General features: G+C 72.4%; 19 protein-coding genes and 2 pseudogenes. 12 read left to right on the forward strand and 9 right to left on the reverse strand.

What is annotated here, in order from left to right; genetic code table 11:
• Positions 1-55: 55 nt before the first annotated feature.
• From ACWGJM_RS19790 to ACWGJM_RS19800, 3 genes are all read right to left on the reverse strand, one after another.
• Positions 56-1,666, reverse strand: a complete 1,611-nt coding sequence (locus ACWGJM_RS19790; RefSeq protein WP_453412969.1) for a carboxyl transferase domain-containing protein — start codon at positions 1,664-1,666, stop codon at positions 56-58.
• The gene (locus ACWGJM_RS19795) at positions 1,659-3,107 is read right to left on the reverse strand and encodes an acyl-CoA synthetase (RefSeq protein WP_453412970.1); all 1,449 of its coding nucleotides are present in this window, start codon (positions 3,105-3,107) and stop codon (positions 1,659-1,661) included. Before ACWGJM_RS19795 ends, ACWGJM_RS19790 begins: the two co-directional genes overlap by 8 nt.
• Before the next feature lie 70 nt (positions 3,108-3,177).
• Complete coding sequence (locus tag ACWGJM_RS19800) at positions 3,178-4,281, reverse strand: MerR family transcriptional regulator (RefSeq protein ID WP_453413014.1); 1,104 nt, start codon at positions 4,279-4,281, stop codon at positions 3,178-3,180.
• 145 nt (positions 4,282-4,426) lie between these two features.
• Here ACWGJM_RS19800 and ACWGJM_RS19805 point away from each other — a divergent pair, with 145 nt between their 5' ends.
• Positions 4,427-5,323: an ATP-grasp domain-containing protein gene (locus ACWGJM_RS19805; RefSeq protein WP_453412971.1), complete on the forward strand. Its 897-nt coding sequence runs from the start codon at positions 4,427-4,429 to the stop codon at positions 5,321-5,323.
• Here the strand turns inward: ACWGJM_RS19805 and ACWGJM_RS19810 are convergent.
• On the reverse strand, positions 5,320-6,228 hold the full coding sequence (locus ACWGJM_RS19810; protein WP_453412972.1) for a LysR family transcriptional regulator: 909 nt from the start codon (positions 6,226-6,228) through the stop codon (positions 5,320-5,322). The genes ACWGJM_RS19805 and ACWGJM_RS19810 overlap by 4 nt on opposite strands.
• Positions 6,229-6,326: 98 nt before the next feature.
• On the opposite strand from ACWGJM_RS19810, the gene ACWGJM_RS19815 reads away from it, so the two are divergent.
• Positions 6,327-7,157, forward strand: a complete 831-nt coding sequence (locus ACWGJM_RS19815) for an oxidoreductase (RefSeq protein WP_453412973.1) — start codon at positions 6,327-6,329, stop codon at positions 7,155-7,157.
• A gap of 11 nt (positions 7,158-7,168) precedes the next feature.
• On the opposite strand, the gene ACWGJM_RS19820 is transcribed toward ACWGJM_RS19815, so the two are convergent.
• Entirely contained in the window at positions 7,169-7,735 is a 567-nt protein-coding gene (locus tag ACWGJM_RS19820) for a hypothetical protein (protein ID WP_453412974.1), read from the reverse strand.
• A 142-nt stretch (positions 7,736-7,877) separates the two neighbouring features.
• Between ACWGJM_RS19820 and ACWGJM_RS19825 the strand changes: the two genes are divergently transcribed.
• Together ACWGJM_RS19825 and ACWGJM_RS19830 are read left to right on the forward strand one after the other, a co-directional pair.
• On the forward strand, positions 7,878-8,651 hold the full coding sequence (locus ACWGJM_RS19825; protein WP_453412975.1) for an IclR family transcriptional regulator: 774 nt from the start codon (positions 7,878-7,880) through the stop codon (positions 8,649-8,651).
• Positions 8,648-9,493, forward strand: coding sequence for an SMP-30/gluconolactonase/LRE family protein (locus ACWGJM_RS19830; protein ID WP_453412976.1), 846 nt, complete (start codon positions 8,648-8,650; stop codon positions 9,491-9,493). Before ACWGJM_RS19825 ends, ACWGJM_RS19830 begins: the two co-directional genes overlap by 4 nt.
• A 108-nt stretch (positions 9,494-9,601) precedes the next feature.
• On the opposite strand, the gene ACWGJM_RS19835 is transcribed toward ACWGJM_RS19830, so the two are convergent.
• Genes ACWGJM_RS19835 through ACWGJM_RS19845 form a run of 3 tightly spaced genes read right to left on the reverse strand, consistent with a single transcriptional unit; the run spans position 9,602 to position 12,784 of the window.
• Complete coding sequence (locus tag ACWGJM_RS19835; protein WP_453412977.1) at positions 9,602-10,990, reverse strand: FAD-dependent oxidoreductase; 1,389 nt, start codon at positions 10,988-10,990, stop codon at positions 9,602-9,604.
• Positions 10,983-12,212, reverse strand: coding sequence for an MAB_1171c family putative transporter (locus tag ACWGJM_RS19840; RefSeq protein ID WP_453412978.1), 1,230 nt, complete (start codon positions 12,210-12,212; stop codon positions 10,983-10,985). Before ACWGJM_RS19840 ends, ACWGJM_RS19835 begins: the two co-directional genes overlap by 8 nt.
• Complete coding sequence (locus ACWGJM_RS19845; protein WP_453412979.1) at positions 12,209-12,784, reverse strand: toxin-antitoxin system, toxin component family protein; 576 nt, start codon at positions 12,782-12,784, stop codon at positions 12,209-12,211. The genes ACWGJM_RS19840 and ACWGJM_RS19845 overlap by 4 nt, the downstream gene beginning before the upstream one ends.
• Before the next feature lie 245 nt (positions 12,785-13,029).
• Here ACWGJM_RS19845 and ACWGJM_RS19850 point away from each other — a divergent pair, with 245 nt between their 5' ends.
• The 5 genes and pseudogenes from ACWGJM_RS19850 to arfA all read left to right on the forward strand — a co-directional run bounded on the left by ACWGJM_RS19850 (position 13,030) and on the right by arfA (position 18,659).
• A complete protein-coding gene (locus tag ACWGJM_RS19850; protein ID WP_453412980.1) occupies positions 13,030-14,388 on the forward strand; it encodes an extracellular solute-binding protein in 1,359 nt (452 codons plus the stop codon).
• On the forward strand, positions 14,385-15,335 hold the full coding sequence (locus tag ACWGJM_RS19855) for a carbohydrate ABC transporter permease (RefSeq protein WP_453412981.1): 951 nt from the start codon (positions 14,385-14,387) through the stop codon (positions 15,333-15,335). Before ACWGJM_RS19850 ends, ACWGJM_RS19855 begins: the two co-directional genes overlap by 4 nt.
• Entirely contained in the window at positions 15,332-16,183 is an 852-nt protein-coding gene (locus ACWGJM_RS19860; protein ID WP_453412982.1) for a carbohydrate ABC transporter permease, read from the forward strand. The genes ACWGJM_RS19855 and ACWGJM_RS19860 overlap by 4 nt, the downstream gene beginning before the upstream one ends.
• Positions 16,184-16,453: 270 nt before the next feature.
• Positions 16,454-17,116, forward strand: a pseudogene (locus tag ACWGJM_RS19865) (arabinan endo-1,5-alpha-L-arabinosidase); the annotation flags it as partial.
• A 22-nt stretch (positions 17,117-17,138) separates the two neighbouring features.
• The gene (gene arfA, locus ACWGJM_RS19870; protein WP_453412983.1) at positions 17,139-18,659 is read left to right on the forward strand and encodes an arabinosylfuranosidase ArfA; all 1,521 of its coding nucleotides are present in this window, start codon (positions 17,139-17,141) and stop codon (positions 18,657-18,659) included.
• A 208-nt stretch (positions 18,660-18,867) separates the two neighbouring features.
• On the opposite strand, the gene ACWGJM_RS19875 is transcribed toward arfA, so the two are convergent.
• Positions 18,868-21,834, reverse strand: coding sequence for a glycoside hydrolase family 35 protein (locus ACWGJM_RS19875; protein ID WP_453412984.1), 2,967 nt, complete (start codon positions 21,832-21,834; stop codon positions 18,868-18,870).
• 73 nt (positions 21,835-21,907) lie between these two features.
• On the opposite strand from ACWGJM_RS19875, the gene ACWGJM_RS19880 reads away from it, so the two are divergent.
• From ACWGJM_RS19880 to ACWGJM_RS19890, 3 genes and pseudogenes are all read left to right on the forward strand, one after another.
• Positions 21,908-22,366, forward strand: coding sequence for an RrF2 family transcriptional regulator (locus tag ACWGJM_RS19880; RefSeq protein WP_453412985.1), 459 nt, complete (start codon positions 21,908-21,910; stop codon positions 22,364-22,366).
• A 152-nt stretch (positions 22,367-22,518) separates the two neighbouring features.
• Positions 22,519-23,167: pseudogene (locus ACWGJM_RS19885) on the forward strand (TSUP family transporter).
• Positions 23,168-23,315: 148 nt separating this feature from the next.
• On the forward strand, positions 23,316-23,960 hold the full coding sequence (locus ACWGJM_RS19890) for a DUF4360 domain-containing protein (protein WP_453412986.1): 645 nt from the start codon (positions 23,316-23,318) through the stop codon (positions 23,958-23,960).
• The last annotated feature ends 116 nt before the right edge of the window (positions 23,961-24,076 follow it).

Raw genomic sequence — 24,076 nt, forward strand, 5'->3', positions numbered from 1 at the left:
ACGGCGGCCGGCGATGTCCTGCGGTTCCGTGTCACGCTCCCGGGCACGGTGGGGGTCAGAGGCGATCCACGATGCCCCGGATCACCCCCAGCTCCAGCAGGTCCTGCGGCCGGATGCGCAGCTGCTCGGCGGTCGCCTCCACCTCCTCCGGCGGGCGCTTGAGGATCGCGGCCGCCAGCTCCGGGGCGATGACCGAGAAGTAACTGTCCGGTGTGGCCCAGGTGTTGCCGGGCGCGGCCAGCGCGAGCGCACCGCCCGAGCCGCCCTCGCCGACGACCAGGGTGGTGACCGGGACCCGGGCGGCGGCCACCGCGCCGAACAGGTCCGCGATCGCCGCGCCCGCGCCCTGCCGCTCGGCCTCGGCGTCGTTCGCCGCGCCCGGCGTGTCCACCAGCGTCAGCACCGGGATGCCCAGCCGGTCCGCCAGCCGCACCAGCCGGGCGGCCGTGCGGTATCCGGCGGGGCGGGTGGCCGTGCCGGTCTGGGCGGCGTAGGCGACGGTACGGCCGTCCCGCTCCCCGAAGCCGCACAGCATGCCGTCGGGGTCACTGCCGCCGCAGCGGTCACCGGAGAGGGCGACCCGGCGGGTGAAGCAGGCGTCCAGATAGGCCTGGGCGCGGGGCCGTTCGGGGGAGCGGGCGCGCTGGACGGCGGCCCAGCCGGTCCGGGGGAGCCCCGTGGCACCGAGAGCGGCGGGGACGGGGGCCGGCTCGACGCGGGCCGGGGACGGCGGGGCCGCGGTCTCGGATGCCGCCGCCGCGGCCGGGGCCGGTGGTCGCGTGGCACGGGGTTCGCCCCCGGCCCCCGCCGCGGATGCGCCGGAAGTACCCGCGGTACCGGGGGAGTCGGCCGCGCGTACGGCGCTGGGCGTGCCGTGGGCGTCGGGAGCACCCGGCCTGCCGTGGGCGCCCGAAGCGCTGGGCGTGCCGGAAGCGGCGGGTGCGCCCGAGGCTCCGGGCTGCCCGGGCTGCGTCCCCCGCGTCGCCGGCCCACCGGCCAGCAGGCGCAGCCAGAGTCCCAGTACACCCCGCAGCTCCGCCGGGGACACCACCGCGTCCGCTGCTCCCGCCGTCACCTGGGCCTCGGCCGTGTACGCGGTCGGGTCGGTGTCGGGTGGGCGGACGCGGGAGCCGGCGAAGCCGATCTGGGCGCCGGGCAGGGCGAGGATCACGTCGGCGCCGGCGCCGAGGGTGGCCCAGCCGCCGCCGGTGGTCGGGTCCCGCAGCACCGCGATCTGCGGCAGGCCCGCCTCGCGGGTGAGTACGGACTGGCGGGCCACGCGCTGGAGTTGGGTGAGGGCGAGCATGCCTTCCTGCATTCGGCTGCCGCCCGTGGCGACCAGCGGTACGACCGGGAGCCGGTGCTCGCGGGCGTGGGTGTACGCCGCCTCCAGCCGGTCGCCGGTGCCCTCGCCCAGCGAGCCGCCGAGATAGCCGAACTCGAACGCGATCAGCACGGCCCGGGTGCCCTCGACGCTCCCGGTGCCGCACACCACGGACTCCCGCTCGCCGGTGCGTGCGGCGGCGCGGGCGCGCGAGGCGTCGTACCCCTGCCAGGAGAGGGGGCCGTCCCGCTCGGACTCCCGTATCGGATACGGGAGTTCGGCGAAGGTGCCGGCGTCGGTGACCAGGTCGAGCATGGCCCGTGCCGACAGGCGTTCAGGCATCGCCCAGCGCCCGCTTCATGATCTTCCCCATGTCGTTGCGGGGCAGGGCGTCCAGGTGGCGGACCACCCGGGGACGCTTGTGCGGAGCCAGGCGGCGGGCCACGTGATCGGCCAACTCCTCCGTGGCCGGCGGCTGTCGCGGGTCCGTCGGGACGATCCACGCCACGATCCGCTCGCCCAGGTCCGGATCCGGCTCCCCGGTGACCGCCGCCTCGCGTACCCCCGGATGCTCCAGCAGGGCGTTCTCGATCTCGCCCGCGCCGATCTTGTAACCGCCGCTCTTGATCAGGTCGGTGGCCTTGCGGCCGACGATCCGCACGTACCCGTCGGACTCGCGCACCGCGACATCTCCGGTGCGGAACCAGCCGTCGGCCGTGAAGGCGGCGGCGGTGGCTTCGGGCCGGTTCAGGTACTCGGTGAACAGGTTCGGGCCGCGCACCTGGATCTCGCCGACGGTCTCCCCGTCGTACGCGCTCACCTCCGTACCGTCCTCCTCCACCAGCCGCAGCTCCACGCCCGGCAGCGGCACGCCGACCGTCCCGGCGCGCGGCTCGCCGTCGGCCCGCACGCTGGTGTTCATGAGCGTCTCGGTCATGCCGTACCGCTCGATCACCCGCCGCCCGGTCGCCGCCGCGATGCGCTCGTGGTCGTGCACCGGCAGCGCGGCCGAGCCCGACACCAGCAGCCGGGCCCGGCCGAGCGCCTTGGCCAGCTCCGGGTCGGCCGGGAGGGCCTCGGCGATGCGGTGGTACATCGTCGGCACCCCGAACAGCATGGTCGCGCCCTCGTTCAGCTCCCGGGTCACGCCCTCGGTGCCGAACCGGCCGAGGTGCCGTACCGAGCCGCCGCGCCTGAGCGGGCCCAGGATGCCCAGCACCAGCCCGTGCACGTGGAACAGCGGCAGCCCGTGCACCAGCACGTCGTCCCCGGTCCACTGCCAGGCGTCGGCCAGCGCGTCCAGGGTCGTGGCGACGGCCCGGCGGGGGATGACCGCGCCCTTGGGCGGGCCGGTGGTGCCGGAGGTGTACACGATCAGTGCCGGGTCGCCCTCGGGCGTACGGTCCTCGGGGACGGCCCCGGCACCGTACGCGTCGACGTCCACCCGCTCCAAGCCGGCGACGGCGGCCGGGAGTTCGGCGCCCGGCGCGGCCAGCACGAGCGCGGGCGCGCTGTCGGAGAGGATGTGCGCGAGCTCCTTCTCACCCGACTTCGGGTTCAGCGGCACCGCGGCCACCCCGGCGAGCAGCGCGCCCACCACCCCCACCGCCGTCTCCAGTTCCGGCGTCGCCCAGACCGCGACCCGGCGGCCCGCTTCCCGGACCCGCTCGGCCACGGCCCCCGCCGCGGCACCCAGTTCCCCGTACGTCAACGACCGGTCGCCGAACCGCAGGGCGACTCGCTCGCCCGAACCGCCCGCCAGGGCCGGAAAGAGGGAGGACACGCGGGACACTCCTTAACTGTCGGGGGCACTCGGCACCAACACCCCCTTCCTACACCAGGCTCCTCGCGTCCTACACCAGGCTCCTCGCCGCCGCCTCGACCACGTCGGCCACCACGCAGCTGACGTTGTCCGGACCGCCGACGGCGTTCGCCGCGTCGATCAGGGCGTGCACGGCGCGGTCCGGGTCCGGGCCGTCGGCCAGCAGGCGCCGGATGTCGTCGTCCGGTACGACACCGGACAGACCGTCCGAGCACAGCAGGTACCGGTCGCCGGGCCGGACGTCGTGCAGCCGGAGGTCCGGGGTGGCCGGGGGCGCGGTGCCGGTCAGGGCCTTGGCGAGCAGGGCGCGCTGCGGGTGGCTGGCGGCCTCCTCCGGGGTCAGACGGCCCTCGTCGATCAGGGACTGGACCACGCTGTGGTCGTGGGTGATGCGGAAGAGCTCCGCGTTTCGCAGAAGGTAGGCGCGGGAGTCGCCGATGTGCACGAGGGCCAGCCGGGAGCCCGTCCACAGCAGTGCGGTGAGGGTGGTGCCGACCTCCTCGCCCGTGCCCGGAGAGCTGTCCGCCGCCAGGTCCTGGAGCGCCTGGCCCGCGCCCTGCACGGCGTCCTCCAGCAGGTTCAGCACCCCGCCCGCCGACAGGTCCGCGCCTTCCAGGAACTTCAGCGCGTCCACGGCCGCGCCGCTCGCCGGTCCGCCCGCCGGGCCGTAGCCGTCGGCCACCGCGAGCAGCCTCCGGCCCGCGTACACGGTGTCCTGGTTGGCGGGCCGGACGTGACCGGTGTCCGTGTGGGCGCTGTATCGCAGTTCGAGCATGGTTGTGTCCTTCCTCGACTCCGTCGACAGGCCGACCGACAGGTGGTCGACCAGGAACGCGGCGAGGTCCCGCCGCACGGCCGTCTCCGCCTCGACCCGGGCCCAGTACGCCCGGATCTCCCGCGCGGCCTCGGCCGGCGGCAGGGCGGACACCTCACGGATCCCGGCCAGCGGCATCCCCAGCCGCCGCAGCCAGGCCACGAGCCGGGCCTGCTGTAGCTGTTCGGCCGCGTAGTAGCGGTAGCCGGTGCCGGGGTCGACCCGTGCGGGCCGCAGCAGGTCCAGCTCGTCGTACAGCCGCAGCGCCTTGGGCGACAGCCGGGACGCCCTGGCGAAGGCGCCGATCGTCAGCATCTCCATGTGCACCTCGTAGTTCTCCGGGGCCTCCGGTTCCCGCCTCCGATGCTGGGGCTTCACCGAGGGGGAAGGTCAACGGCCTGTTTCGGTTGCGGCGAAGATTGTTAGCCTGCGGGGGCTGCCCCCCTCCGCCCCGAAGGAGCCCGCCGTGTCCCGCATCGCACTCGCCACCTACGACCCCGGAGCGGAGCCGAGCAAGGACCGTGATCTGCCGGGGCTGGTGCGGGCCCTGCGCGCGGCCGGGGCCGACGCGGTCGCCGTCCCCTGGGACGACCCCGACACGGACTGGGGCGGCTTCGACCTCGTCGTCATACGGTCGACCTGGGACTACAGCTGGCGGGCCGAGGAGTTCGTGGCCTGGGCCGAGCGGTGCGCGAAGGCGACCCGCGTGGCCAATCCGGTCCCCGTCGTGCGCTGGAACACCGACAAGCGCTACCTCGGCGACCTCGCGGCGGCCGGCGTGCCCGTGGTCCCCACCCGGTACCTCGCCCCCGGCGACGCGGTGACCGCGGACAGCGTCCCCGGTGACCACGACTTCGTCGTGAAGCCCACCTTCGGCGCGGGCGCCCGGTTCGCCGCCCGGTACACGCCCGCCGAACGGCAGACGGCCCTCCGGCAGCTCGCCCGGATGCACGCGGAGGGGCTGACCGCGATGGTGCAGCCGTACCTGACCCACATCGACGTCAGCGGCGAGCGGGCGCTCCAGTTCTTCGGCGGCCGGCTGCTGCACGCCAGCCGCAAGCGGGCGGTGCTGGCGGCCGGCACGGCCTACGACGCGGACAAGGTGGCCCACCCCGACCTGGAGCCGTGGACCCCGACCCCGGCCGAACTCTCCGTCGCCGAGCGGGCGCTGGCCGCCGTACCGGACGCACCCGAGCTGCTGTACGCGCGCGTGGACCTGGCCGACGGGGCGGACGGGAAGCCCCGGGTGATGGAGCTGGAACTGGTCGAGCCGAACCTGTTCCTGTTCCTGCACCCGGGATCCGTGCCGAGGGTGGTCGAGACGATCCTGGCGGCGGCCGGCGAGAACTCCGTGCAGCGTTAACCCGAGACCGTGCCCCGGCACGCCTCCGCGTACGCCCGGACCAGTGGCCGGTGCTCGTCCTCGCGGCGCCAGGCCAGGGCGTAACGGCTGGGGCCGATGCCCCGGACCGGGCGGGTGGTGACCCCGCCCAGGCTGATCAGCGGGGCGTTGCCCGCGGCCACCAGACACACGCCGAGGCCCGCGACCAGGGCCTCGTACGTCTCCTCCACCCCGGCGATCTCCGCGCCGACGCACGGTGGACGGCCCGCGCGGGCGTCCAGGGCCAGCCAGTGGTCTCGCAGCGGGCCCGCGTGCTCCGGCAGGGCCAGGAACGGCTCGTCGATCAGGTCGGCGAAGTCGATCTCGGCGCGGGCGGCGAGCGGATGGGTGTCGGGCAGGGCGACCAGGCGGGGCTCCTCCGCGACCACCGTCCAGCCGTAGCGCTCCTCGTCGGGCAGCGGCAGCCACACGAAGGCGACGTCCGCGGCGCCGTCCGCCAGACCCGCCGTCGGGTCCTGCCAACTCACCTGACGCAGCCGGGTGGTGGCCTCCGGGTGCGCGGCGGTGAAGCGGGAGCGGATGGCCGGCAGCAGCCCGCCCCGGCCCGGACTGGTGCTCATGCCCACCACGAGCGTGCTGCGCTGCGCCGCCTTGGCCGCCTCCACCGCGGCCGTGCCCTCCGCCCAGGCGCCCAGCACCCGCCGGGCGTGCGGCAGCAGCGCCTCGCCTGCGGCCGTCAGTGTCACCCCGTGCCGGTCGCGCGTGAACAGCTCCGCCCCGAGCTGCCGTTCCAGCGCGCGGATCTGCTTGCTCAGCGCGGGCTGGGACACGTACAGCCGCTCGGCCGCGCGCGTGAAGTGCAGCTCCTCGGCGACCGCGACGAAGTAGCGCAGGTCGCGGGCGTGGACGTCCACCGTCATAACCATTGGTTATCACCATGGGTCTTGGACGGGCAACCGGGCGCGGCAGCAGGCTGGACCGTGTCAGCGAGGAACAGGACGTACGAGACGTACGAGGAGTCGCCGTGAACAAGGTATGGCTGGTGACCGGGGCGAGCAGCGGTTTCGGGCGGGCGATCGCCGAGGCGGCGGTCGCCGCCGGTGACGTGGTGGTCGGCGCGGTCCGGCGCCCGGAGGCGCTGGACGACCTGGTGAACGCTCATCCGGACCAGGTGGAGGCGCTGCGCCTGGACGTGACCGAGCCGGCCGCGGCCGAGACGGCCGTGCGGGACGTGGTGGCGCGGCACGGGCGGATCGACGTACTGGTCAACAACGCGGGGCGCACGCATGTCGGGGCCGTCGAGGAGACCACCGACCAGGAGCTGCGCGACCTGTTCGACCTGCACGTCTTCGGGCCGGCGGCGCTGGTGCGGGCGGTGCTGCCGCACATGCGGGAGCGGCGCTCGGGCGCGATCGTGCAGATGAGCAGCATGGGCGGCCAGATGTCCTTCGCGGGCTTCGGGGCGTACAGCGCGACCAAGTTCGCGCTGGAGGGCATGTCCGAGGCGCTGGCGGACGAGGTGCGGGAGTTCGGCATCAAGGTGCTGATCGTGGAGCCGGGAGCGTTCCGGACCTCGCTGTTCGGCACCGGACGGGCCGGGGTGAGCGCGGACAGCGGGGTGTACGCCGCGGTGAGCGAGACCCGCGGTTTCGTCACCGGCGGCGACGGTTCACAGCCCGGCGACCCGGCCAAGGCGGCGACCGTCGTCCTGGCCGCGCTGGAGGCCGAGCACACCCCGCTGCGGCTGGCGCTCGGCGAGGACGCGGTGAGTGCCGTTCTGGGCCACCTGGAGCAGGTCCGCGAGGACGTCACCGCCTGGGAGAAGCAGGCCAGGGCGACGGCGTTCGACGCCTGATCCGCTCCCGCTCAGCGGTCCACGCCGGCGACCGCCGTCCGCTGAAGCAGCCCCCAGGTGAACTCGGCGACCACGTCCCTGGGTACGCCCCGCGCGTCCGGGGCGGTGAAGGCCAGGCCCCAGCGAGTAGGGGCGGTCCCCTCCAGGGGGCGGGCGGGCGCGAAGGCGCGGGCCGCCTCGTCGACCGTGCAGGACCAGGGGGTGAGGTCCTCGACGGTCCGCAGGGCGGGGCCCTCGGCCCCGGGGGCGCGCACCAGCCACTCGTTCCAGACGGCGCCCTCGGACGAGACCAGCACCTCGAACCGCAGGTCGGGCCAGAGGGGGAGCGGCCACTGCCAGACCCGGCACTCCAGGTCGCCGATGGTGCGCTTGCCCTCGGATTCCGGGGGGCCGAGGGCGGAGCGGTATCGCGAGGCCGCCGAGCGGGACCGCGGCGAGCGGGCCATCGCCTGCCACCGCTTGTTGGCCTCCCGCATCTGAGCGACGGAGGCGCCCAGCTCCCGGCGGGCGTCCTCCACCAGGTCCGGATTGTGGTCGGCCATGCGGCGCAGCAGCACCAGCTGGAAGTCGAGAGGCATGGAACCCATGGTGCCGCGTACCCGTTCCCGCCATTCCCGCCCATTGCCCAGGCAACTGTCGATGACTAGCCTGTGTTCGTCATGCCGATCGTCTGTTGAAATCTCGAACGCAGACGCTGAGACCCAAGGGAGGGGGCCGGACATGGGACGCCTCGTACCTGCCGTGACCCGGGCTCTCGACATTCTCGAGCTCTTCCTCGACGGGGACGGGACGCTCTCCGCCCCCGACATCGTGCGCAAGCTCCAGCTGCCGCGCACCACCGTGCACGAGCTGGTCACCACGCTCGCCGCCCGGCAGTACATCGTTCCCGTGACCGGCCAGCCCGGACGCTACCGGCTCGGGGTACGCCCGTACCAGCTCGGCAGCCGCTACGCCGAGCAGCTCGACCTCGCCGCCGAGGGCCAGCAGGTGGCCCGCTCGGTCGCCGAGACCTGCGACGAGACCGTCCACGTGGCGATCCTCGAGGACACCGACGTCATCTACATCGCCAAGGTCGACTCCACGCACGCGGTGCGCATGGTGTCGGCGGCCGGGCGCCGGCTGCCCGCCCACTGCACCTCGGTCGGCAAGATGCTGCTGGCCTCGCTGCCCGAGCCGGAGCTGACCGCGCGGATCCCGGACGGCACCGAGCTGGCCGGGATGACCCCCAACAGCATCACCGATCCGGGCGCCCTGCGCGAGGTTCTCGCCGAGATCCGGCAGCGGGGGATCGCGGTGGAGAACCGGGAGTCCAACCCGGACGTGTCCTGCGTCGCCGCGCCGGTGCGCGACCGCACCGGGCAGGTGGTGGCCGCCCTGTCCATCTCCGTGCCCATGATCCGCTGGAGCGAGGACCGCCGGGACGAGCTGGAGCAGCTCGCGGCGAAGGGCGCGGCGGAGCTCTCGGAGCGGCTCGGACACCGGAGCGTGGGATGACGGCGTACGAGGTCGCGATACGGGCCGAGGCGGAACTCGGCGAAGGACCGACCTGGGACGCGGCCACCGGCCGGCTGATCTGGATCGACATCCTCCAGTCCCGGGTGCACACCTACGACCCCTCGTCGGGCCGGCGCACGGTCCGTACGACGCCCCAGCACGTCGGCGCGGTCAAGCCCAGGGCGGGCGGCGGCCTGGTCCTCAACCTCCGGGACGGCGTGGGGCTGCTCGACCCCGACGGCACATTCCGCTGGCTGCACCACGAACCGGCCCCCGGCCGGCGCGCCAACGACGCCGCGGTCGCGCCCGACGGATCCCTCTGGGCGGGGACCATGCGCTACGACGAGGCCACGGGCGGCGGCACGCTGGCCCGGGTCGCGGCGGACGGTGCCGTGACGACCGTGCTGCCGGACGTGACCGTGAGCAACGGCACGGGGTGGAGCCCGGACGGCAGCCTCATGTACTACATCGACACCCCCACGCGGCGGATCGACGTCTTCGACTGCGACGGGGAGCGGGTGTCCGGGCGGCGTCCGCTCGCGGAGATCGAGGAGGGCGCCGGTTTCCCCGACGGGCTCACGGTCGATGCCGACGGGTGCGTGTGGGTGGCGCTGTGGGACGGCGGGGCGGTACGGCGGTACACGCCGGACGGTGAGCTGGACCGGGTGATCTCGGTACCGGCTCCTCGTACGACCGCCTGCGCCTTCGGCGGGACCGATCTGACCGACCTGTACATCACGACCGCCCGGACGGGGCTGGCGGCGCCGGATCCGCTGTCGGGGTCGGTGCTGGTGGTGCCGGGGGCGGGGAAGGGGTTGGCGCAGCCGGCGTTCGCGGGCTGAGCGGGGTTGCCGCTCGGGGTGGGTGTCGCTTGCCCGCGCTCGCGGGGTGCCGCTGCGCCCACCCGTGCCGCCCCCGCGGCACGACTGCCCGCAGCTACGCGGGCTTCCTCACAGGCCGGCTGCCTTCCACTCCTCAGTGGTCAAGGGCGGCCCGCCGAGCGCCGGTCTCAGCGGGCCCACCGCCGCCGCCAGGACCACGCTCGGCGCCAGCAGCACCTCCGCGCCCCGCTCCAGCGCCGTCACATCGGTGACCCGGCGGGCGATCCGCCCGTTCCCGGTGGCGGTGTGCAGCAGTCGCCGTACGTACGCCGCCATCACCCGCTCGCGGAGCGTGGGTCCGCCCTCCGTCGCCCCCGGGTAGAAGACGTCCACCCCGGTCGACAGGTCCCACGCGGCCCGGACGGGCCGGCCGACCGCCCTCTGGATCCGCCGGGACAGAGCGGGCGACCTCATCCCATGGCGCCGCACCACGTCCCGCAGCACCACCGCCGACTGCGCCGCCACCGACATGCCGTGCCCGTACACCGGGTTCAGCGCGCACACCGCGTCCCCGAGCACCACGAAGCCCTCCGGCCAGGCGGGCATCCGTTCGTAGAACCAGCGGCGGTTGGCGGTGGTCCTGGTGAACGCCACCTCGCTCAGCGGTTCCGCGTTCACCAGCAGGTCGGCGACGATCGGATGGCTCAGTTCCTCCCGGGCGTACCGGAGGAAGTCGCCGGTGTCGGTGGTGGGTTCGCCGCCCCGGCTGCCGTACAGGGTGACCATCCACCTGCCGTCCTCGATGGGCATCAGGACGCCGCCCCGCCCGGGCCGCCCGTCCCGCGGGTCCGCCTGGACGTGGACGATGGGAAAGCCGTCCCGCGCCTGGTCCGGTGCCCGGTACAGCCGGCTCGCGTAGACGACACCGGAGTTCACCTCGCGCAGCTCGGGCGCGGGCAGTCCGAGCGAGGTGAGCCACCGCGGGGCACGGGACCCGCGTCCGGTGGCGTCGACCACCAGGGCGGCCGGCATCGTGTGCTCGAAGCCGTCGTTCGCCCGGATCCGTACCCCGGTCACCGCCGCGTCCGTGCCGGCCAACCCGAGCACCTCCGCCCGCTCCACCAGCTCGATCCGGTCGTCGGCCAGCACCTGCTGCCGTACCACCCAGTCCAGCAGGTCCCGGCTGGACGGCAGCATGAACGCGGACTCGCCCCAGCGCCGGAACCAGCCGTACGGCGACAGCGCCACCATGTCCGTCGTCACCGGCAGCCGTGTCACCCCGGCCGCCCGCAGCCGCCCGATCACCCCGGGCACCAGCTGCTCCAGCGCCCGCGCCCCGCCCGACCACAGCTGGTGCACGTGCCGGGCCTGCGGCAGCCCCTTGCGCGGTGCGGGCCCGTCCGGCAGTGCGTCCCGCTCGACGACGACCACCCGGTCGGCGAGGCCGGTGAGCGCCCTGGCGGCGAGCAGGCCGGCCAGGGAGCCGCCGAGGACGACGGCGGTGGTGCGGTCACTCATGTGCGGGCACGCTCTCTGCTGGGGCGGCCGCATGCGCGCGGACCGCCTCGACGGCGTCGGGATGGCGGAGGGCTCGGGAGACGGCCCCGATCTCCCGGAGGAGATCCGTCGTGTCGGGGGAGGCCGTCGGATCCGCGGGCTCGGGCGCACGGCCGCGGGCCTCGACGGCGTCCAGGACGACCACCGCGGCGGCCAGCTCACGCGCCCGGTCCGGCGGGTGTCCGAGGCCGAGCGCCGCGTCGTACGACCGTCCGCCCAGGTCGGTGTCGACGCGCCGGGCCAGCGGCAGCAGCGCGTCCCGGATGAACGTCTCCCGGCGGGTCAGCCGCAGCTCGGGCGTGGCACGCAGCACGAACGGCACGCCCTCGCCGCTCACGGTCCGCATCAGCTGGTACAGCGGCCGCAGTTCGCGGTGGGCGAGCCGGACCCGCCAGCGGTCGTGCAGGTACTGGCCGGCGTGCGGCAGGATGAAGCCGGCCGCGATCAGGATGGCGGACAGCGCGGCCACGGGCGGGGCGAAGTCGGTACTCAGCCAGTCCAGGTCGTGACCGGTCCAGCGGGCGGTGACGGCGGTCAGCTTGGAGCTGTCGAAGACCAGGTTCGTCACATAGCCGGCGCCCAGCGACTTCAGTCCCCAGCGCAGCCAGGCGTCGAGGCCGCCGGTGCGGGCCCAGCTCCAGATCAGTTTGGACGTGATCACGCAGGCCACGGCGTGCGCGACGAGGTAGAGGACGATCTCCTCGCGCATGAAGGGGGTGTTGGCGTAGTACGTGTCCAGGTCCCGCAGTCGCTCCACGGGCGCGTCGGCGAGTGCGAACAGTACCCACAGCGCGACGATCACCCCCGAGTAGACGGAGATGACCCAGCGCATCGCGCGCCGGGTCTCCGCCGAGCGGTCGGACAGGCCGTTGCGCCAGGCGATGATCAGCAGCAGGCAGGAGCCGCAGAACGCGGTGATCAGCGAGTAGCACCAGGGCGCCGAGATGTTGGAGACGCCCACCAGCCGGTTGACCCGGGCGATCGTCGACGGTGTGCAGAACACGAACACCGCGCAGGCGAGCAGCAGCAGTCCGCCGACCGCGCGCAGCAGCGGGTCCCGCCACAGCCGGATGATGGTGGGCAGTTTGATCACCAGGGCGGCGGTGAGCACGGCGGTGGGGATCCAGAAGGAGATGTAGAGCTCCCCCAGGAGTTCGGAGGGGTCCAGCGACGGCTGGGTCACCGGGCCGTCCCTCCGCGCCCTCGGTAGCCCAGGGTGCGCTGGACGGGGTCGAGCGGGGCGCCCGGGCCGTCGCCGGAGACGTACGGCCGGAACAGGGTCGCCAGCCGGTGACCGAAGTCGTCGGCCTCGGCCTCGTCGGCCTGCCGGGAGCCGTTGCGGGCCGCCACCGTGAGGGCGAGGTCGCGCCAGCCGGGGCCGTCGGCCAGGGCGCGGGCCGCCGCCGCCCCCACCCGGTGGTGGTGCCGGTGGCCGGCGTGCATATGCCACAACTCATGTCCCAGGATGACCAGTTGCTGCACGGCTTCGGCCCGTTCCTCCACGATGACCAGGTCGAAGTCCTGGAACTCCACCCACAGGCCGGTGACCTCGATCTCGTCGGGGAAGCGTTCGAAGCGCAGCTCGACGGGGCGCCCGGAGCGCCGCGCGCTCATCTCCTCGCACAGTGCCCGGCACAACTCGCGTACGTCGGAAGGGGCGTTCGGGCGGTCGCGGACCGCACGGGCGAGGTCGGCGGCGAGGCCACGCATCGCCGAACCGGGCCGAAAGCGCAGGAGTGCGCCCGCGATGTCCATCGCTCCCCCCTCTCACCGCCGGACGACGGCCTGTCCGAGATTACGCGTTCGGATGTGTCCGCGTCATGGGCTCACACGACCGTAGTTCAACCGGGAACGATCGAAAGTCAACGCCGCGAGTTCCTGTCGGACCCATTGACGCGGAAGCGCTTCGATTTTACGGTCCGTTCGAAGTTACGAGCGCTATTCGACATACCGAACAGCGAAATACCGAACAGTGAAATACCGAACAGTGAGGGCGGGGAATGGGACAACCTGGCCTGAACCGCAGGCAACTTCTCGCCGCCGCGGGCGGCTTGGCGGTCGCGGGCAGCTTCGGCTTCGCGGCCCTCGGCACGGGAGCGGACGCCCTGGCGGCCGGTTCCCGCGCCCGGGTGCGGTACTGGAACCTCTTCCAGGGCGGCGACGGCTCCAACCAGGTCGCCATGGTGGACGCCTTCCGCACGTCGCACCCGGACATCGCCGTCAAGGACTCCACGCTGACCTGGGGCGGCCCCTACTACACCAAGCTCGCCATGGCCGCGGCCGGCAACCGCGCCCCCGACCTGGCCGTCATGCACCAGGGCCGCATCCCCGGCTTCGCGCCCGGCCGTCTTCTCGACCCCTGGGACATCGACATCCTCGCCCGGTACGGCGTGCGGGAGTCCGACTTCAACCCGGTGCTGTGGCAGCGCGGCATCGTCGACGGCAAGCTCTACGCCCTCCCCCTCGACATCCACGTCCAGCTCTGCTTCTACCGCAAGGACGTCTGCAAGAAGGCCGGTCTCCTCGACGCGGACGGCAAGCTGCCCGCCGCCGGCTCCACCGACGAGTGGTTCGACATCCTCAAGGCGGCCAAAAAGCAGCTCAAGAGCGGGCAGCAGACCCTCGGCCTGCACGCCAACGACCAGAACTTCTGCTGGTGGTTCTTCGTCGCCTTCTACCAGCAGCTCGGCGGCACCTACTTCAACGACGACCGCACCGACGTCACCTTCGACACCGGCAAGGCCACCGAGATCCTGGAGTTCTTCCGCAAGCACGTCACCGACGGCTACGTCACCGTCGGCGCGGTCGACGGCGAGGCCTTCCTCGCCGGATCGCCCTTCACCTGGGAGGGCAACTGGTCGGTGCCGTACTTCAACGGCGAGAAGGTCGACTTCGGCGCCGAGCCGCTGCCCCCCGTCTTCGGCAGGCCGGCCACCCACGCCGAGTCGCACTCCTTCATCCTGCCCCACCAGGCCGGCCGCGGCGGCGCCGCGAACGAGGGCGCCTACCAGCTCGCCGCCTATATGGTCACGCACGCCACCACCTGGGCCAACGGCGGCCACGTCCCCGCCTACCTGCCCACCTTCAAGGACCCGGCCTACCTAAAGCTCAGCCCGCAGAACGAGTACTCCAAGCCCGCCATGGAGCACCCCGCCACCGAACCCCACATCTGGTTCGCCGGCTCCACCGGCATCCTCGCCCAGCGCGTCGGTCCCATCGTCGCCTCCTCCAACCTCGGCTCCGCCAAGCCGGACGCCGCCGCCCGCCGTATGAAGGCCGCGCTGGAGCAACTGCTCGCCGCCAAGAACCCCATGGACGGCCGCACGGCCGCCCAGGAGCTGAAGGGAGCCGGCGCATGAGCAGCACCACCGGCACCACGGTCGTCCCCACGGTGCTACGGCCCCGCACGGCCACCGCCGCGGACTCGGCACGGGCCCGCTGGAGCCGCCGCTTCCAGCACGGCGGCTGGTTCGTCGCCCCGTTCTTCGTCCTGTACGGGCTGTTCGTCGTCGTGCCCGTCGTCCGCGGCCTCTACCTCAGCTTCACGGACGCCAACATCTCCGGCGACCACACCAACCTCGTCGGCCTCGACAACTACCGCGAGGCCCTCAAGGACGACCTGGTGTGGAACTCGCTGTGGCACAGCGTCAAGTTCACGCTCTGGGTCGTCCCGATGATCGTCGTGATGGCCCTGCTGATGGCGCTGATCGCCCACCACACCCTGCACTTCACATGGCTGTGGCGACTGTGCTTCTTCGCCCCGTTCCTGCTGCCCTCGGCCGTCGTCGCCAACCTCTGGAAGTGGCTGTTCCAGCCCACCAACGGCATGGTCAACCACGTCCTGGGCCTGGACACCCCCTGGCTCACCCAGAAGTCCACGGCCCTGCTCGCCACCGTCATCGCCACCCTGTGGTGGACGGTCGGCTTCAGCTTCCTGCTCTACCTCGCCGCCCTCCAGAACATCCCGCAGCACCTCTACGAGGCCGCCGAGCTGGACGGCGCGAACGCCTTCCAGCGCATGCTTCACATCACCGTGCCGAACCTGCGCAACATCACCGGGCTCGTCATCGCCCTCCAGATCCTCGCCTCGCTCCAGGTCTTCGACCAGGTCGTGGTCATGTACGACTTCAACCCGGGACCGGAGGAATCGACCCGGACCTTCGTCCAGTACACCCTCGAAGAGGGCTTCACCAGCTACCGCGTGGGCTACGCCTCCGCGATCTCCTTCATCCTGTTCGTCATCATCGCGGCCGTCGCCCTGGCCCGGATGTGGCTGCTGCGCAACCGCGAGGAGGGTGCCCGATGACAACTCCCGTACTGCGCAAGTCCCGTAGCACCTGGACCCCGGCGCAGATCGCCCTGACGGTCGTCGCGGCGGCCCTGTCCCTGATCTGGTTCTCCCCCCTGCTGTGGGCCCTGTCGACGTCCTTGAAGACGCCCACCGAGTCGGTGGAGGCGCCCCACTGGATCCCGAAGGACTTCACGCTCGACTCCTGGCAGAAGGTCTTCCAGGCCGGCAACATCCCCAACTGGTTCGTGAACTCGGTGGTCGTCTCCGTCTGCGTGACCTTCATCGTGCTCCTCGTCAGCGCGCTCGCCGGATACGGCTTCGCCCGCACCGAGTTCCGCGGCAAGTCGGCGCTGATGGCCCTGACGATGGCGGGCCTGATGTTCTCCCCGGCGATCCTCGGCGTCCCGCTGTTCACCACCGTGCAGTCGCTCGGGATGGTCGACACCTACTGGGGCATGATCCTGCCGCAGTGCGCCCCCGCCGCGATGGTCTACATCCTCTACAAGTTCTTCCAGTCCCTGCCGAAGGAACTGGAGGAGGCCGCCTTCATCGACGGCGCGGGCCGCTGGCGGATCTTCTTCACCATCGTGCTGCCCCTGTCCAAGCCGTCCCTGTCGGCCGTCGGGATCTTCACCTTCATCGCGTCCTGGAACAACTTCATCTGGCCGTACATGGTCACCAACAACCCCGATCTGATGACCATGCCCAACGGCATCGCCACCGTGCAGAACGCCTTCGGCATCGTCTGGCCCCAGCTGATGGCCGGCGGACTGATCGCGGGCCTGCCGCTGATCATCGTGTTCGTCTTCTTCCAGGGCCAGATCGTGCGGGGCGTGGCCCACACCGGTCTGGCCGGGCAGTAACGAACTCGAGGAGAGCCTCTGTTGCAGCGCGTCACTTTTGAGGATGTAGATACAGGCCGTCCCGGAATCGGCGGTCCGTCGCGGCATAGCACCACTGTTACAGTCGCCTTGTCCGGCAATCCGGTTGGCGGACCTACCGCCGGACGGGCGGGAAGTCAGGCCTGTGGAGGCCCGCGTAAGACCACGCGAACGGCGCGGCAGGGGCCGTTGAAGCAGGAACCCGGGGAAGCGCCACGAAGTGGTGCAGGCCGGAATCGTCACCTCTCGGGCGGGCGAGGACGTCAATGGCTCTACTACGCCGCCGTCTCCTCCTGGGGTAACGACCAGGAGGCGATCGGCGTTGCCACTTCCCCCTCCGGCCTTGCCGGCACCTGGACCGACCGGGGCAAGGCCTTCACCTCCGAGACCACCGACAGCTGGAACGCCATCGACCCGGCCGTGATCCGCGCCGACGGACGGCTGTGGATGGCGTTCGGCTCGTACTGGACCGGCATCCGCATGGTCGAGCTGGACCGGAGGACCGGCAAGGCCGTCCCGGGCGCCACGGTCCACCACCTGGCCACCCGCCCGGACGCGCCGTACGCGGTCGAGGGCGCGTCCATCGTCCGCCACGGCCGCTACTGCTACCTCTTCGCCTCCTACGACGCCTGCTGCGCCGGGGTGAACTCCACGTACAGGATCCGCGTCGGCAGGTCGACCTCGGTGACCGGCCCGTACACCGACAGGACGGGCAAGCCGATGCCCGACGGCGGCGGCGACCTGTTCCTCGCCTCGCACGGCCGCTACATCGGCCCCGGCGGCGAGTCCGTGTTCCGCACCCACGGCAAGGACTGGCTGGCGTACCACTACTACGACGCCGACGACAACGGCACGCCCAAGCTGGGCCTGAACAAGCTGGGCTGGAACCGTGCCGGCTGGCCCACCCTCACATAACGCCCGTTCCCGAAAGGACCCCATGAGCAACCGCGCCGCCCGCTTCACCCTCGATCCCGCCTTCACCGTCGGCGAGGTCGACCCCCGTCTCTTCGGATCCTTCGTCGAACACCTCGGCCGCTGCGTCTACACGGGCATCTACGAGCCGGAACACCCCTCGGCCGACGCCGACGGCATCCGCACGGACGTCCTCGACCTCGTCCGCGAACTCGGCGTCACCGCCATCCGCTACCCCGGCGGCAACTTCGTCTCCGGCTACAAGTGGGAAGACTCTGTGGGCCCGGTCGAGGACCGCCCCCGCCGCCTGGACCTGGCCTGGCACTCCACCGAGACCAACCACTTCGGGCTCTCCGAGTACATCGCGTTCCTCAGGAAGATCGGCCCGCAGGCCGAGCCCATGATGGCCGTCAACCTCGGCACGCGCGGAGTCGCCGAGGCGCTGGAACTCCAGGAGTACGCCAACCATCCCGAGGGCACCGCCCTGTCCGACCTCCGTGCCGCCCACGGCGACAAGGACCCCTTCGGCATCAAGCTCTGGTGCCTCGGCAACGAGATGGACGGCCCCTGGCAGACCGGCCACAAGACCGCCGAGGAGTACGGCCGCGTCGCCGCCGAGACGGCCCGCGCCATGCGCCAGATCGACCCGTCCGTCGAACTCGTCGCCTGCGGCTCCTCCGGCCAGTCCATGCCCACCTTCGCGGAGTGGGAGGCGACGGTCCTGAAGGAGACGTACGACCTGGTCGATCACATCTCCCTGCACGCCTACTACGAGCCGGTCGACGGCGACATCGACTCCTTCCTCGCCTCCGCCGTCGACATGGAGTCCTTCATCGAGAACGTCGTCGCCACCTGCGACCACGTCGGCGCCCGCCTGAAGTCCAAGAAGAAGATCAACCTCTCCTTCGACGAGTGGAACGTCTGGTACCTCTCCCGCTGGGAGGAGCACGCCCGCACCATCGACCAGCGGGACTGGCCGGAGGCGCCCCGTCTGCTGGAGGACAACTACAGCGTCCTGGACGCGGTGGTCTTCGGCTCGCTGCTCGTCGCCCTGCTCCGGCACGCCGACCGCGTCACCGTCGCCTGCCTCGCCCAGCTGGTCAACGTCATCGCCCCGATCATGACCGAGCCGGGCGGCCCGGCCTGGCGGCAGACGACGTTCTTCCCGTTCGCGCAGGCCGCGAAGTACGGGCGCGGGCAGGTCCTGGACGTCCGCGTGGACTCACCGACGTACGGGACGGAGAAGTACGGCGAGACGGACCTGCTGCACGCCACCGCCGTCCGCGCCGACGACGGCACGGTCACCGTCTTCGCCGTCAACCGCGACCGCACGCGGGCGCTGCCCCTCGACGTCGCCCTGAACGGCCTGGACCTGACCTCGGTCGTCGAGCACAGCGTGCTCGCGGACGCCGACCCCGACGCCCGCAACACGCTCGACGCGCCCGAGCGGGTCGCCCCGCACCCGGCCGAGGGCACCACCCTGAAGGACGGCAGCCTCACCGCCGTGCTGGAGCCGCTGTCCTGGAACGTGATCCGGCTCGCGTAGGAAGCACTTAGGGCCTGTTGCGAAAGTCCCGTCGTCCGCCCGGAGGGCGGGCCCGGCGCCCGCCGCGGGGCGGCCTGGTGTCGCAGTCGGTGCGTGCTCTCGGCGTGCCGGGCGCAGGCCCTCGTACTGGACGTACTTGGGTCTGTGCCCGGTGCGGCGAGAGTGCGTGCCGGGCGTCGCCGGGCAGGCGGGACTTTCGCAACAGGCCCTAGCGGCCGGGGGAGGCCACCGGTGTCACCGGTACTCCTCCGGCCGAGCTGCCCAGCAGGGTCAGCCGCACCTTCCCCGGGCCCGACAGCGAGGTGAACTCGGACAGGACGGCCAGGGCCAGGGTGTTGGTGCCCCGGGTGCGCAGGATGCCGTTCGGCAGGACGAAGGTGTGCTGCGGGCCCACGTTGTTGATGTACTGGCCCATGTTCCAGCCGTTGAGGAACAGCTGGGCGCGGTAGGCCCGGTACGGGTCGTCCTCCAGGACCAGCCCCACCGAGGCGTCGATGCCCGCGGGCACGGCCAGCTTGAACGTGGTCCGGTACCAGGTCACGCCCTGCCGCCGCTCGGCACGCGGGAACTTCACCGGCTCCCAGCCCCGGTCGGCGAAGCCGGGCAGGTGCCAGCCCTCCCGCTCCCCGAACAGCCCGCCGTTGTTCAGCGGCCCGCGCACCGGATCGGGCGCGGCCTCGCCCTGCAACCGCCAGTTCACCTTCGGGGCGCCGCCCTCGAAGGTGACCGCTGTCAGACCGCGCGCCACCTTGTGGGTGTCGAGCCCCTTGCCGTCCTGGTCGTGCTGCATGCGCCGCACCAGCACGGACAGCACGTGCCGGCCCGGCCCGCGCAGCTTCTCCCGTACGGGGAAGACGGCCGTGTCCGCCCAGCTGCCCTGCCGGGCCGTGTCCTTGGTCGGCACCGGCATCCGGTGCGTGCCCAGCGGCTCCCCGTCCAGCCACGCCATCAGCAGGCCCTGCGTGCCGGTGCTGTAGGCGAGCGAGACCTCCTCGATGCCGGTGGCGTCGGTGAACGTACCCCGGTACCAGACGTCGCCGTAGTGGAAGCCGTAGTCGTCGGCGAACAGGACCGGCTGCCCCTTGGGCACCGGCGTGGTGCTGAACGACGTCGTCCGGTCGGCGGCCCGCCACGTGGAGTCGTCGAAGGCGGGACCGGCCTCCGGGTTCTCCGTGCGCATCCGCCAGCCGCCCAGCTCGGGCAGCCGCACCCCGGCCACGCCGGGCAGCAGCGTCCCGGCCACCAGGCTCCCGGACATCGCGACCCGGGTGGGCACCGGCCGCCCGTTCCACGTCACGCTGTCGATCCCGCGCGGCCCCCACACCTCGAGGCCGGTCTCCTGGACGGTGTCGCCGGTGAGGTGGACGGTGGAGTCGCGCAGCTCGGCGTGGCGCAGCAGGGCGGGGCCGTAGACCAGCAGGGTGCCGGACGGCGTGTCGTACGGGAACAGGCGCACCGAATACGCCTCGTCGGCGAAGAGCAGCAGCAGCGGTGTCTCGCTCTCGCCGCGCTCCACCAGCACCCGGGTCAGACCGCCTTGGCCGAGGGGCACGGTCACGTGCAGCTCGTCCTGGTCGTACGTCCAGGCCCCCTCGGCGTCCAGCCGGGTGACGTACGGCTCGCTCGGGCACTCCAGCACCAGGTGCGCCATCTCGCCGTGGCGGCCCGTGAACAGGGCGATGTCCTGCCGTCCGGCGGTCAGCCGCAGCATCGGCTGGGCGGTGCAGTACTTCACCTTCCGGTGCCCGAGGGAGAGCCCCGTGGTCAGCATCCGGGCGTCCCGGGCCGGGACGGTGATCTTCAGCTCGCCCGCGTCGGTGGGCAGGGTGGAGGTGACCTCCTTGTCGCCGTCGTTGCGGGCCACGTACACATGGGCGCCGGTGTCCGGATTGGTGAGGTGGTACACCTTCAGCCCGGCCGCCTTCACGTCCGCCGCCCGGTCCAGCTTGGCGAAGTCGGGCACGCGCTGGAGCATGTGCCCGAGCTGGTGCATCGGCACGATCTTGCCGGTGACGTTCCGGGCCTCGTCGAGGGCGGCGCCGTAGTCGTACGACGTGTACACCACCGGCGCGGGCAGCCAGCCCCACGAGGTGCCCCCGAAGGTCATGTACACGTTGTGCAGGGTGATGCCGTTGGCCAGGTTGGTCAGGTAGAAGCGCCGTTCGTACGCCGCGTCCCGGGTGCGCCGCGACTCGGCGTACCCCTTGCCGTCGAACCAGGCCCCGCCCCACGGATCGAACCAGCCGCCCCCGAACTCGGGCATGAACCCGGGCGTACGCGGACTCGCGGTGGCCCCGCCCTTGAGGCCGCCCGGACCGAAGTGCCCCCAGTCCGGCGGCACCTGGGACGGTGACGGATACCCGTCGAAGCCGTACAGCCACCGCCCCCTCTCGCCACCGGTGTCGAACGAGCCGGGGATCCAGTCGCCGTTGCGGCCCTTGTCGTTGTGGAAGAGGGGTACGTCGATCCCGTCCGCCCGCACCTTCCGGTACAGGTGGGACATGTAGTTCCGGCCGGCCGGCTCGTCGACGTGGGCGTCGTACTCGTTCTCGATCTGGTACAGCAGGACCGTGCCGGTGCCCCGCGTGAACAGATGCCGGCGCGCGATCCGGTTCACCGCGGTCAGCCACTGGTCGACGTGACCCAGATACGTCGGGTCGTCGGTGCGTGCGGTGCCCTTGGTCGCCGTCAGCCAGCCCGGGAAGCCGCCGCCGTCGATCTCGGCGTTGATGTACGGCCCCGGGCGCAGGATCACGTACAGCCCGGTCTCGGTGGCCGTGCGCAGGAAGAGGTCCAGGTCGCGGACGCCCGTGAAGTCGTACTTGCCCGGAGCGGGGGAGTGGTAGTTCCACGCCACGTAGACGCTGACCGCGTTGTAGCCGTGCGCCCGCATCTTCTGAAGCACGTCACGCCACAGGGACGGGCTGGGCAGCCGGAAGGGGTGCATCTCGCCGGACCACAGCACCAGCCGTCTGCCGTCGACGACGAGCGAGTACGAGTCGTGGCCGACGGTGTGCCGCCGCCCGTCCGCGCCGGGCGGCGCGGGCGCCGGGCCGGTCGGCACACTGCGCGCCGCGTACGCCGAGGGCGCCCCGGGGCCGCCGCTGCCGCCCAGGGCGAAGCCGAGCGCGGCGGAGCCGGCGAGGGCACTGAAGGTACGTCTGCTGAGCGCCAAGGGATCCTCCCGGGCGATCTTACGGGGACCGGGTCCGGCCATTCTCCATGCACCCACGCCCCACAATGGACGCATGAGGATCTCGGCACGGGCGGATTACGCGGTACGGGCGGCACTGGAGCTCGCCGTACGCCAGGGTGACGGCCCGGTGAAGGCGGAGGAGATCGCCGCCGTGCAGGACATTCCGCACAAGTTCCTGGAGGGCATCCTCGGGGATCTGCGGCGTGCCGGGATCGTCGAGAGCCGACGTGGCGGGGGCGGCGGATACCGGCTGGCCCGGGAGGCCTCGGCCATCACCGTCGCCGACCTCATCCGCGCGGTCGACGGCCCGATCGTGTCGGTCCGCGGCGAGCGGCCCACCGGGCTCGCCTACAGCGGCACCGCCCAGCCGCTGCTGCCCCTGTGGATCGCGCTGCGCGCCAATGTGCGCCGCATCCTGGAGGGCGTCACGGTCGCCGACCTCGCGGCGGACGCGCTTCCGGAGCCGGTACGCAGGCTGGCGGAGGAGCCGGCGGCCTGGGAGAACCCCTGAGCTCCCGCGGTGCGAGCCGTCGTCCGTGAAGCGTCCTCATCCCGGTCTCAGCCTCCGCTCAGGTCGACCCCCTGGCGTCGCCCCTCATGCGCACGCTGCTACTGCTCGCCCCCGCGGGACTCGGGGCCCAGCTCGTGGACGGCAGCCCCGGCATGGCTCACGGGGTGATCTCGACCGTGCTGCTGCCGGCCATGGGGACGACTCCGGCCGCCGCCTCGGCCGTCGTCCACTTCGCCCAGATCGGCACGGGGCTGGTGTCCGGTGCCTCGCACGTGCGCTTCGGCAACGTCGACCGGCGGGTCGTGGCCTGGATCGGTGTCCCGGGCGCCGTGGGCGGGCAAGCCCCTGCGGGTCCGCTTCCTCGCGCCGGTCGGACTGGTCGCGGGGTTCCTCGGCGCCACCGGCGGGGGCGGCTGGGGACTGATCGGCACCCCGGCGCTGCCGGCCAGTGGCCGGCTGGAGCCGCGTAAGGTGGTCGGCTCCGTGGACGCGAGCAAGGCGCTGGTGGCCGTCGCCGCGAGCCTGGGCTTCCTCCTCTCGCTCGGCTCGCACGGCGTGAACTGGTCCTGGGTGGTGTCGGTCCTCCTCGGCGGCGTGGTCGTCGCCCCGGTCGCCGCCTGGCTCGCCCGGGACGGCGACTGGTTCGGCGTGCCCGGCACGCTCGCTGCTCCTCTCTGCGCCGTCCTGTGCGCCCTGCGGGCCGCCGCGCTGGTGTACTCGGTCCGGGCCCGCCTGAAGGAGAAGGCGGCCGGGGCCGAGCCCGGGGCGGGACTTCCGGAGCGGCAGCCCGTCGGTGCGTGAAATTCCTGTTGTGAATGGCCGGAGTTGACCCTGCCCGGCCCGGGCGGCGCTTCCTACGATGCGAACGCCCTCCGGCCTTCACAGGTTTCACACAGTTTCTCCTAAGGCCCGGGGCGACCCACCCCCCACCCGAGAACAGGGAGAAACCATGGCTCGTGGCCTGCTTCTGAGCGGCGCGGTAGCCGCGCTCCTGACCACCGCGGTACCCGCGCACGCCGAGTCCCCGGTCGTCACCGACCCGCCCCCGGACAAGATCGTCATCGACGTCGCCACGGTGAACGGCTCCGGCTGTCCCCAGGGCACGGCCGCCGTCGCCGTCTCCCCGGACAACACGGCCTTCACGGTGACCTACAGCGACTACCTCGCCCAGGCCGGCGGCAACTCCGACCCCACGGCGTTCCGGAAGAACTGCCAGATCAACCTGATCGTCCACGTCCCGCAGGGCTTCACCTACGCCATCGCCAGCGCCGACTACCGCGGTTTCGCCTCGCTCCAGTCCGGCGCGAGCGGCACGCAGAGAGCCTCGTACTACTTCCAGGGCTCGTCCAACACCGCGTTCAAGAACCACCCGTTCAACGGTCCGTACAACGACGACTGGCAGGCCACCGACAGCACCGACTGGGCGCAGCTGGTGTGGGCGCCCTGCGGGGTGCTGCGGAACTTCAACATCAACACCGAGCTCCGGGTCGCCCCGGGGTCATCCGGCAAGGTCAGCTTCATGACCATGGACTCCACGGACGGCGACATCAGCACCGTGTACCACATGGCGTGGAAGCAGTGCCCGAGTTCCTGAGCGCGTGAGGGCCGGGGGGGGGCGGGGGGGCCCCCCCCCCCCTTTGGCGGGAATGGCAGGGAGCACGGCTGTGGCCGCGCCGGTGGGTGGGCGGGGGGTCCGCGGCGGTGGGTGGG

Source organism: Streptomyces sp. NPDC054834, from assembly GCF_053611185.1.

Coding starts and splice junctions, on each gene's coding strand:
- ACWGJM_RS19830 (WP_453412976.1), top strand. CDS start 8,648: ATGACGGCGTACGAGGTCGCGATACGGGCCGAGGCGGAACTCGGCGAA.
- ACWGJM_RS19880 (WP_453412985.1), top strand. CDS start 21,908: ATGAGGATCTCGGCACGGGCGGATTACGCGGTACGGGCGGCACTGGAG.
- ACWGJM_RS19860 (WP_453412982.1), top strand. CDS start 15,332: ATGACAACTCCCGTACTGCGCAAGTCCCGTAGCACCTGGACCCCGGCG.
- ACWGJM_RS19855 (WP_453412981.1), top strand. CDS start 14,385: ATGAGCAGCACCACCGGCACCACGGTCGTCCCCACGGTGCTACGGCCC.
- ACWGJM_RS19790 (WP_453412969.1), bottom strand. CDS start 1,666: ATGCCTGAACGCCTGTCGGCACGGGCCATGCTCGACCTGGTCACCGAC.
- ACWGJM_RS19810 (WP_453412972.1), bottom strand. CDS start 6,228: ATGGTTATGACGGTGGACGTCCACGCCCGCGACCTGCGCTACTTCGTC.
- ACWGJM_RS19825 (WP_453412975.1), top strand. CDS start 7,878: ATGGGACGCCTCGTACCTGCCGTGACCCGGGCTCTCGACATTCTCGAG.
- ACWGJM_RS19800 (WP_453413014.1), bottom strand. CDS start 4,281: ATGGAGATGCTGACGATCGGCGCCTTCGCCAGGGCGTCCCGGCTGTCG.
- ACWGJM_RS19890 (WP_453412986.1), top strand. CDS start 23,316: ATGGCTCGTGGCCTGCTTCTGAGCGGCGCGGTAGCCGCGCTCCTGACC.
- arfA (WP_453412983.1), top strand. CDS start 17,139: ATGAGCAACCGCGCCGCCCGCTTCACCCTCGATCCCGCCTTCACCGTC.
- ACWGJM_RS19845 (WP_453412979.1), bottom strand. CDS start 12,784: ATGGACATCGCGGGCGCACTCCTGCGCTTTCGGCCCGGTTCGGCGATG.
- ACWGJM_RS19850 (WP_453412980.1), top strand. CDS start 13,030: ATGGGACAACCTGGCCTGAACCGCAGGCAACTTCTCGCCGCCGCGGGC.
- ACWGJM_RS19835 (WP_453412977.1), bottom strand. CDS start 10,990: ATGAGTGACCGCACCACCGCCGTCGTCCTCGGCGGCTCCCTGGCCGGC.
- ACWGJM_RS19820 (WP_453412974.1), bottom strand. CDS start 7,735: ATGCCTCTCGACTTCCAGCTGGTGCTGCTGCGCCGCATGGCCGACCAC.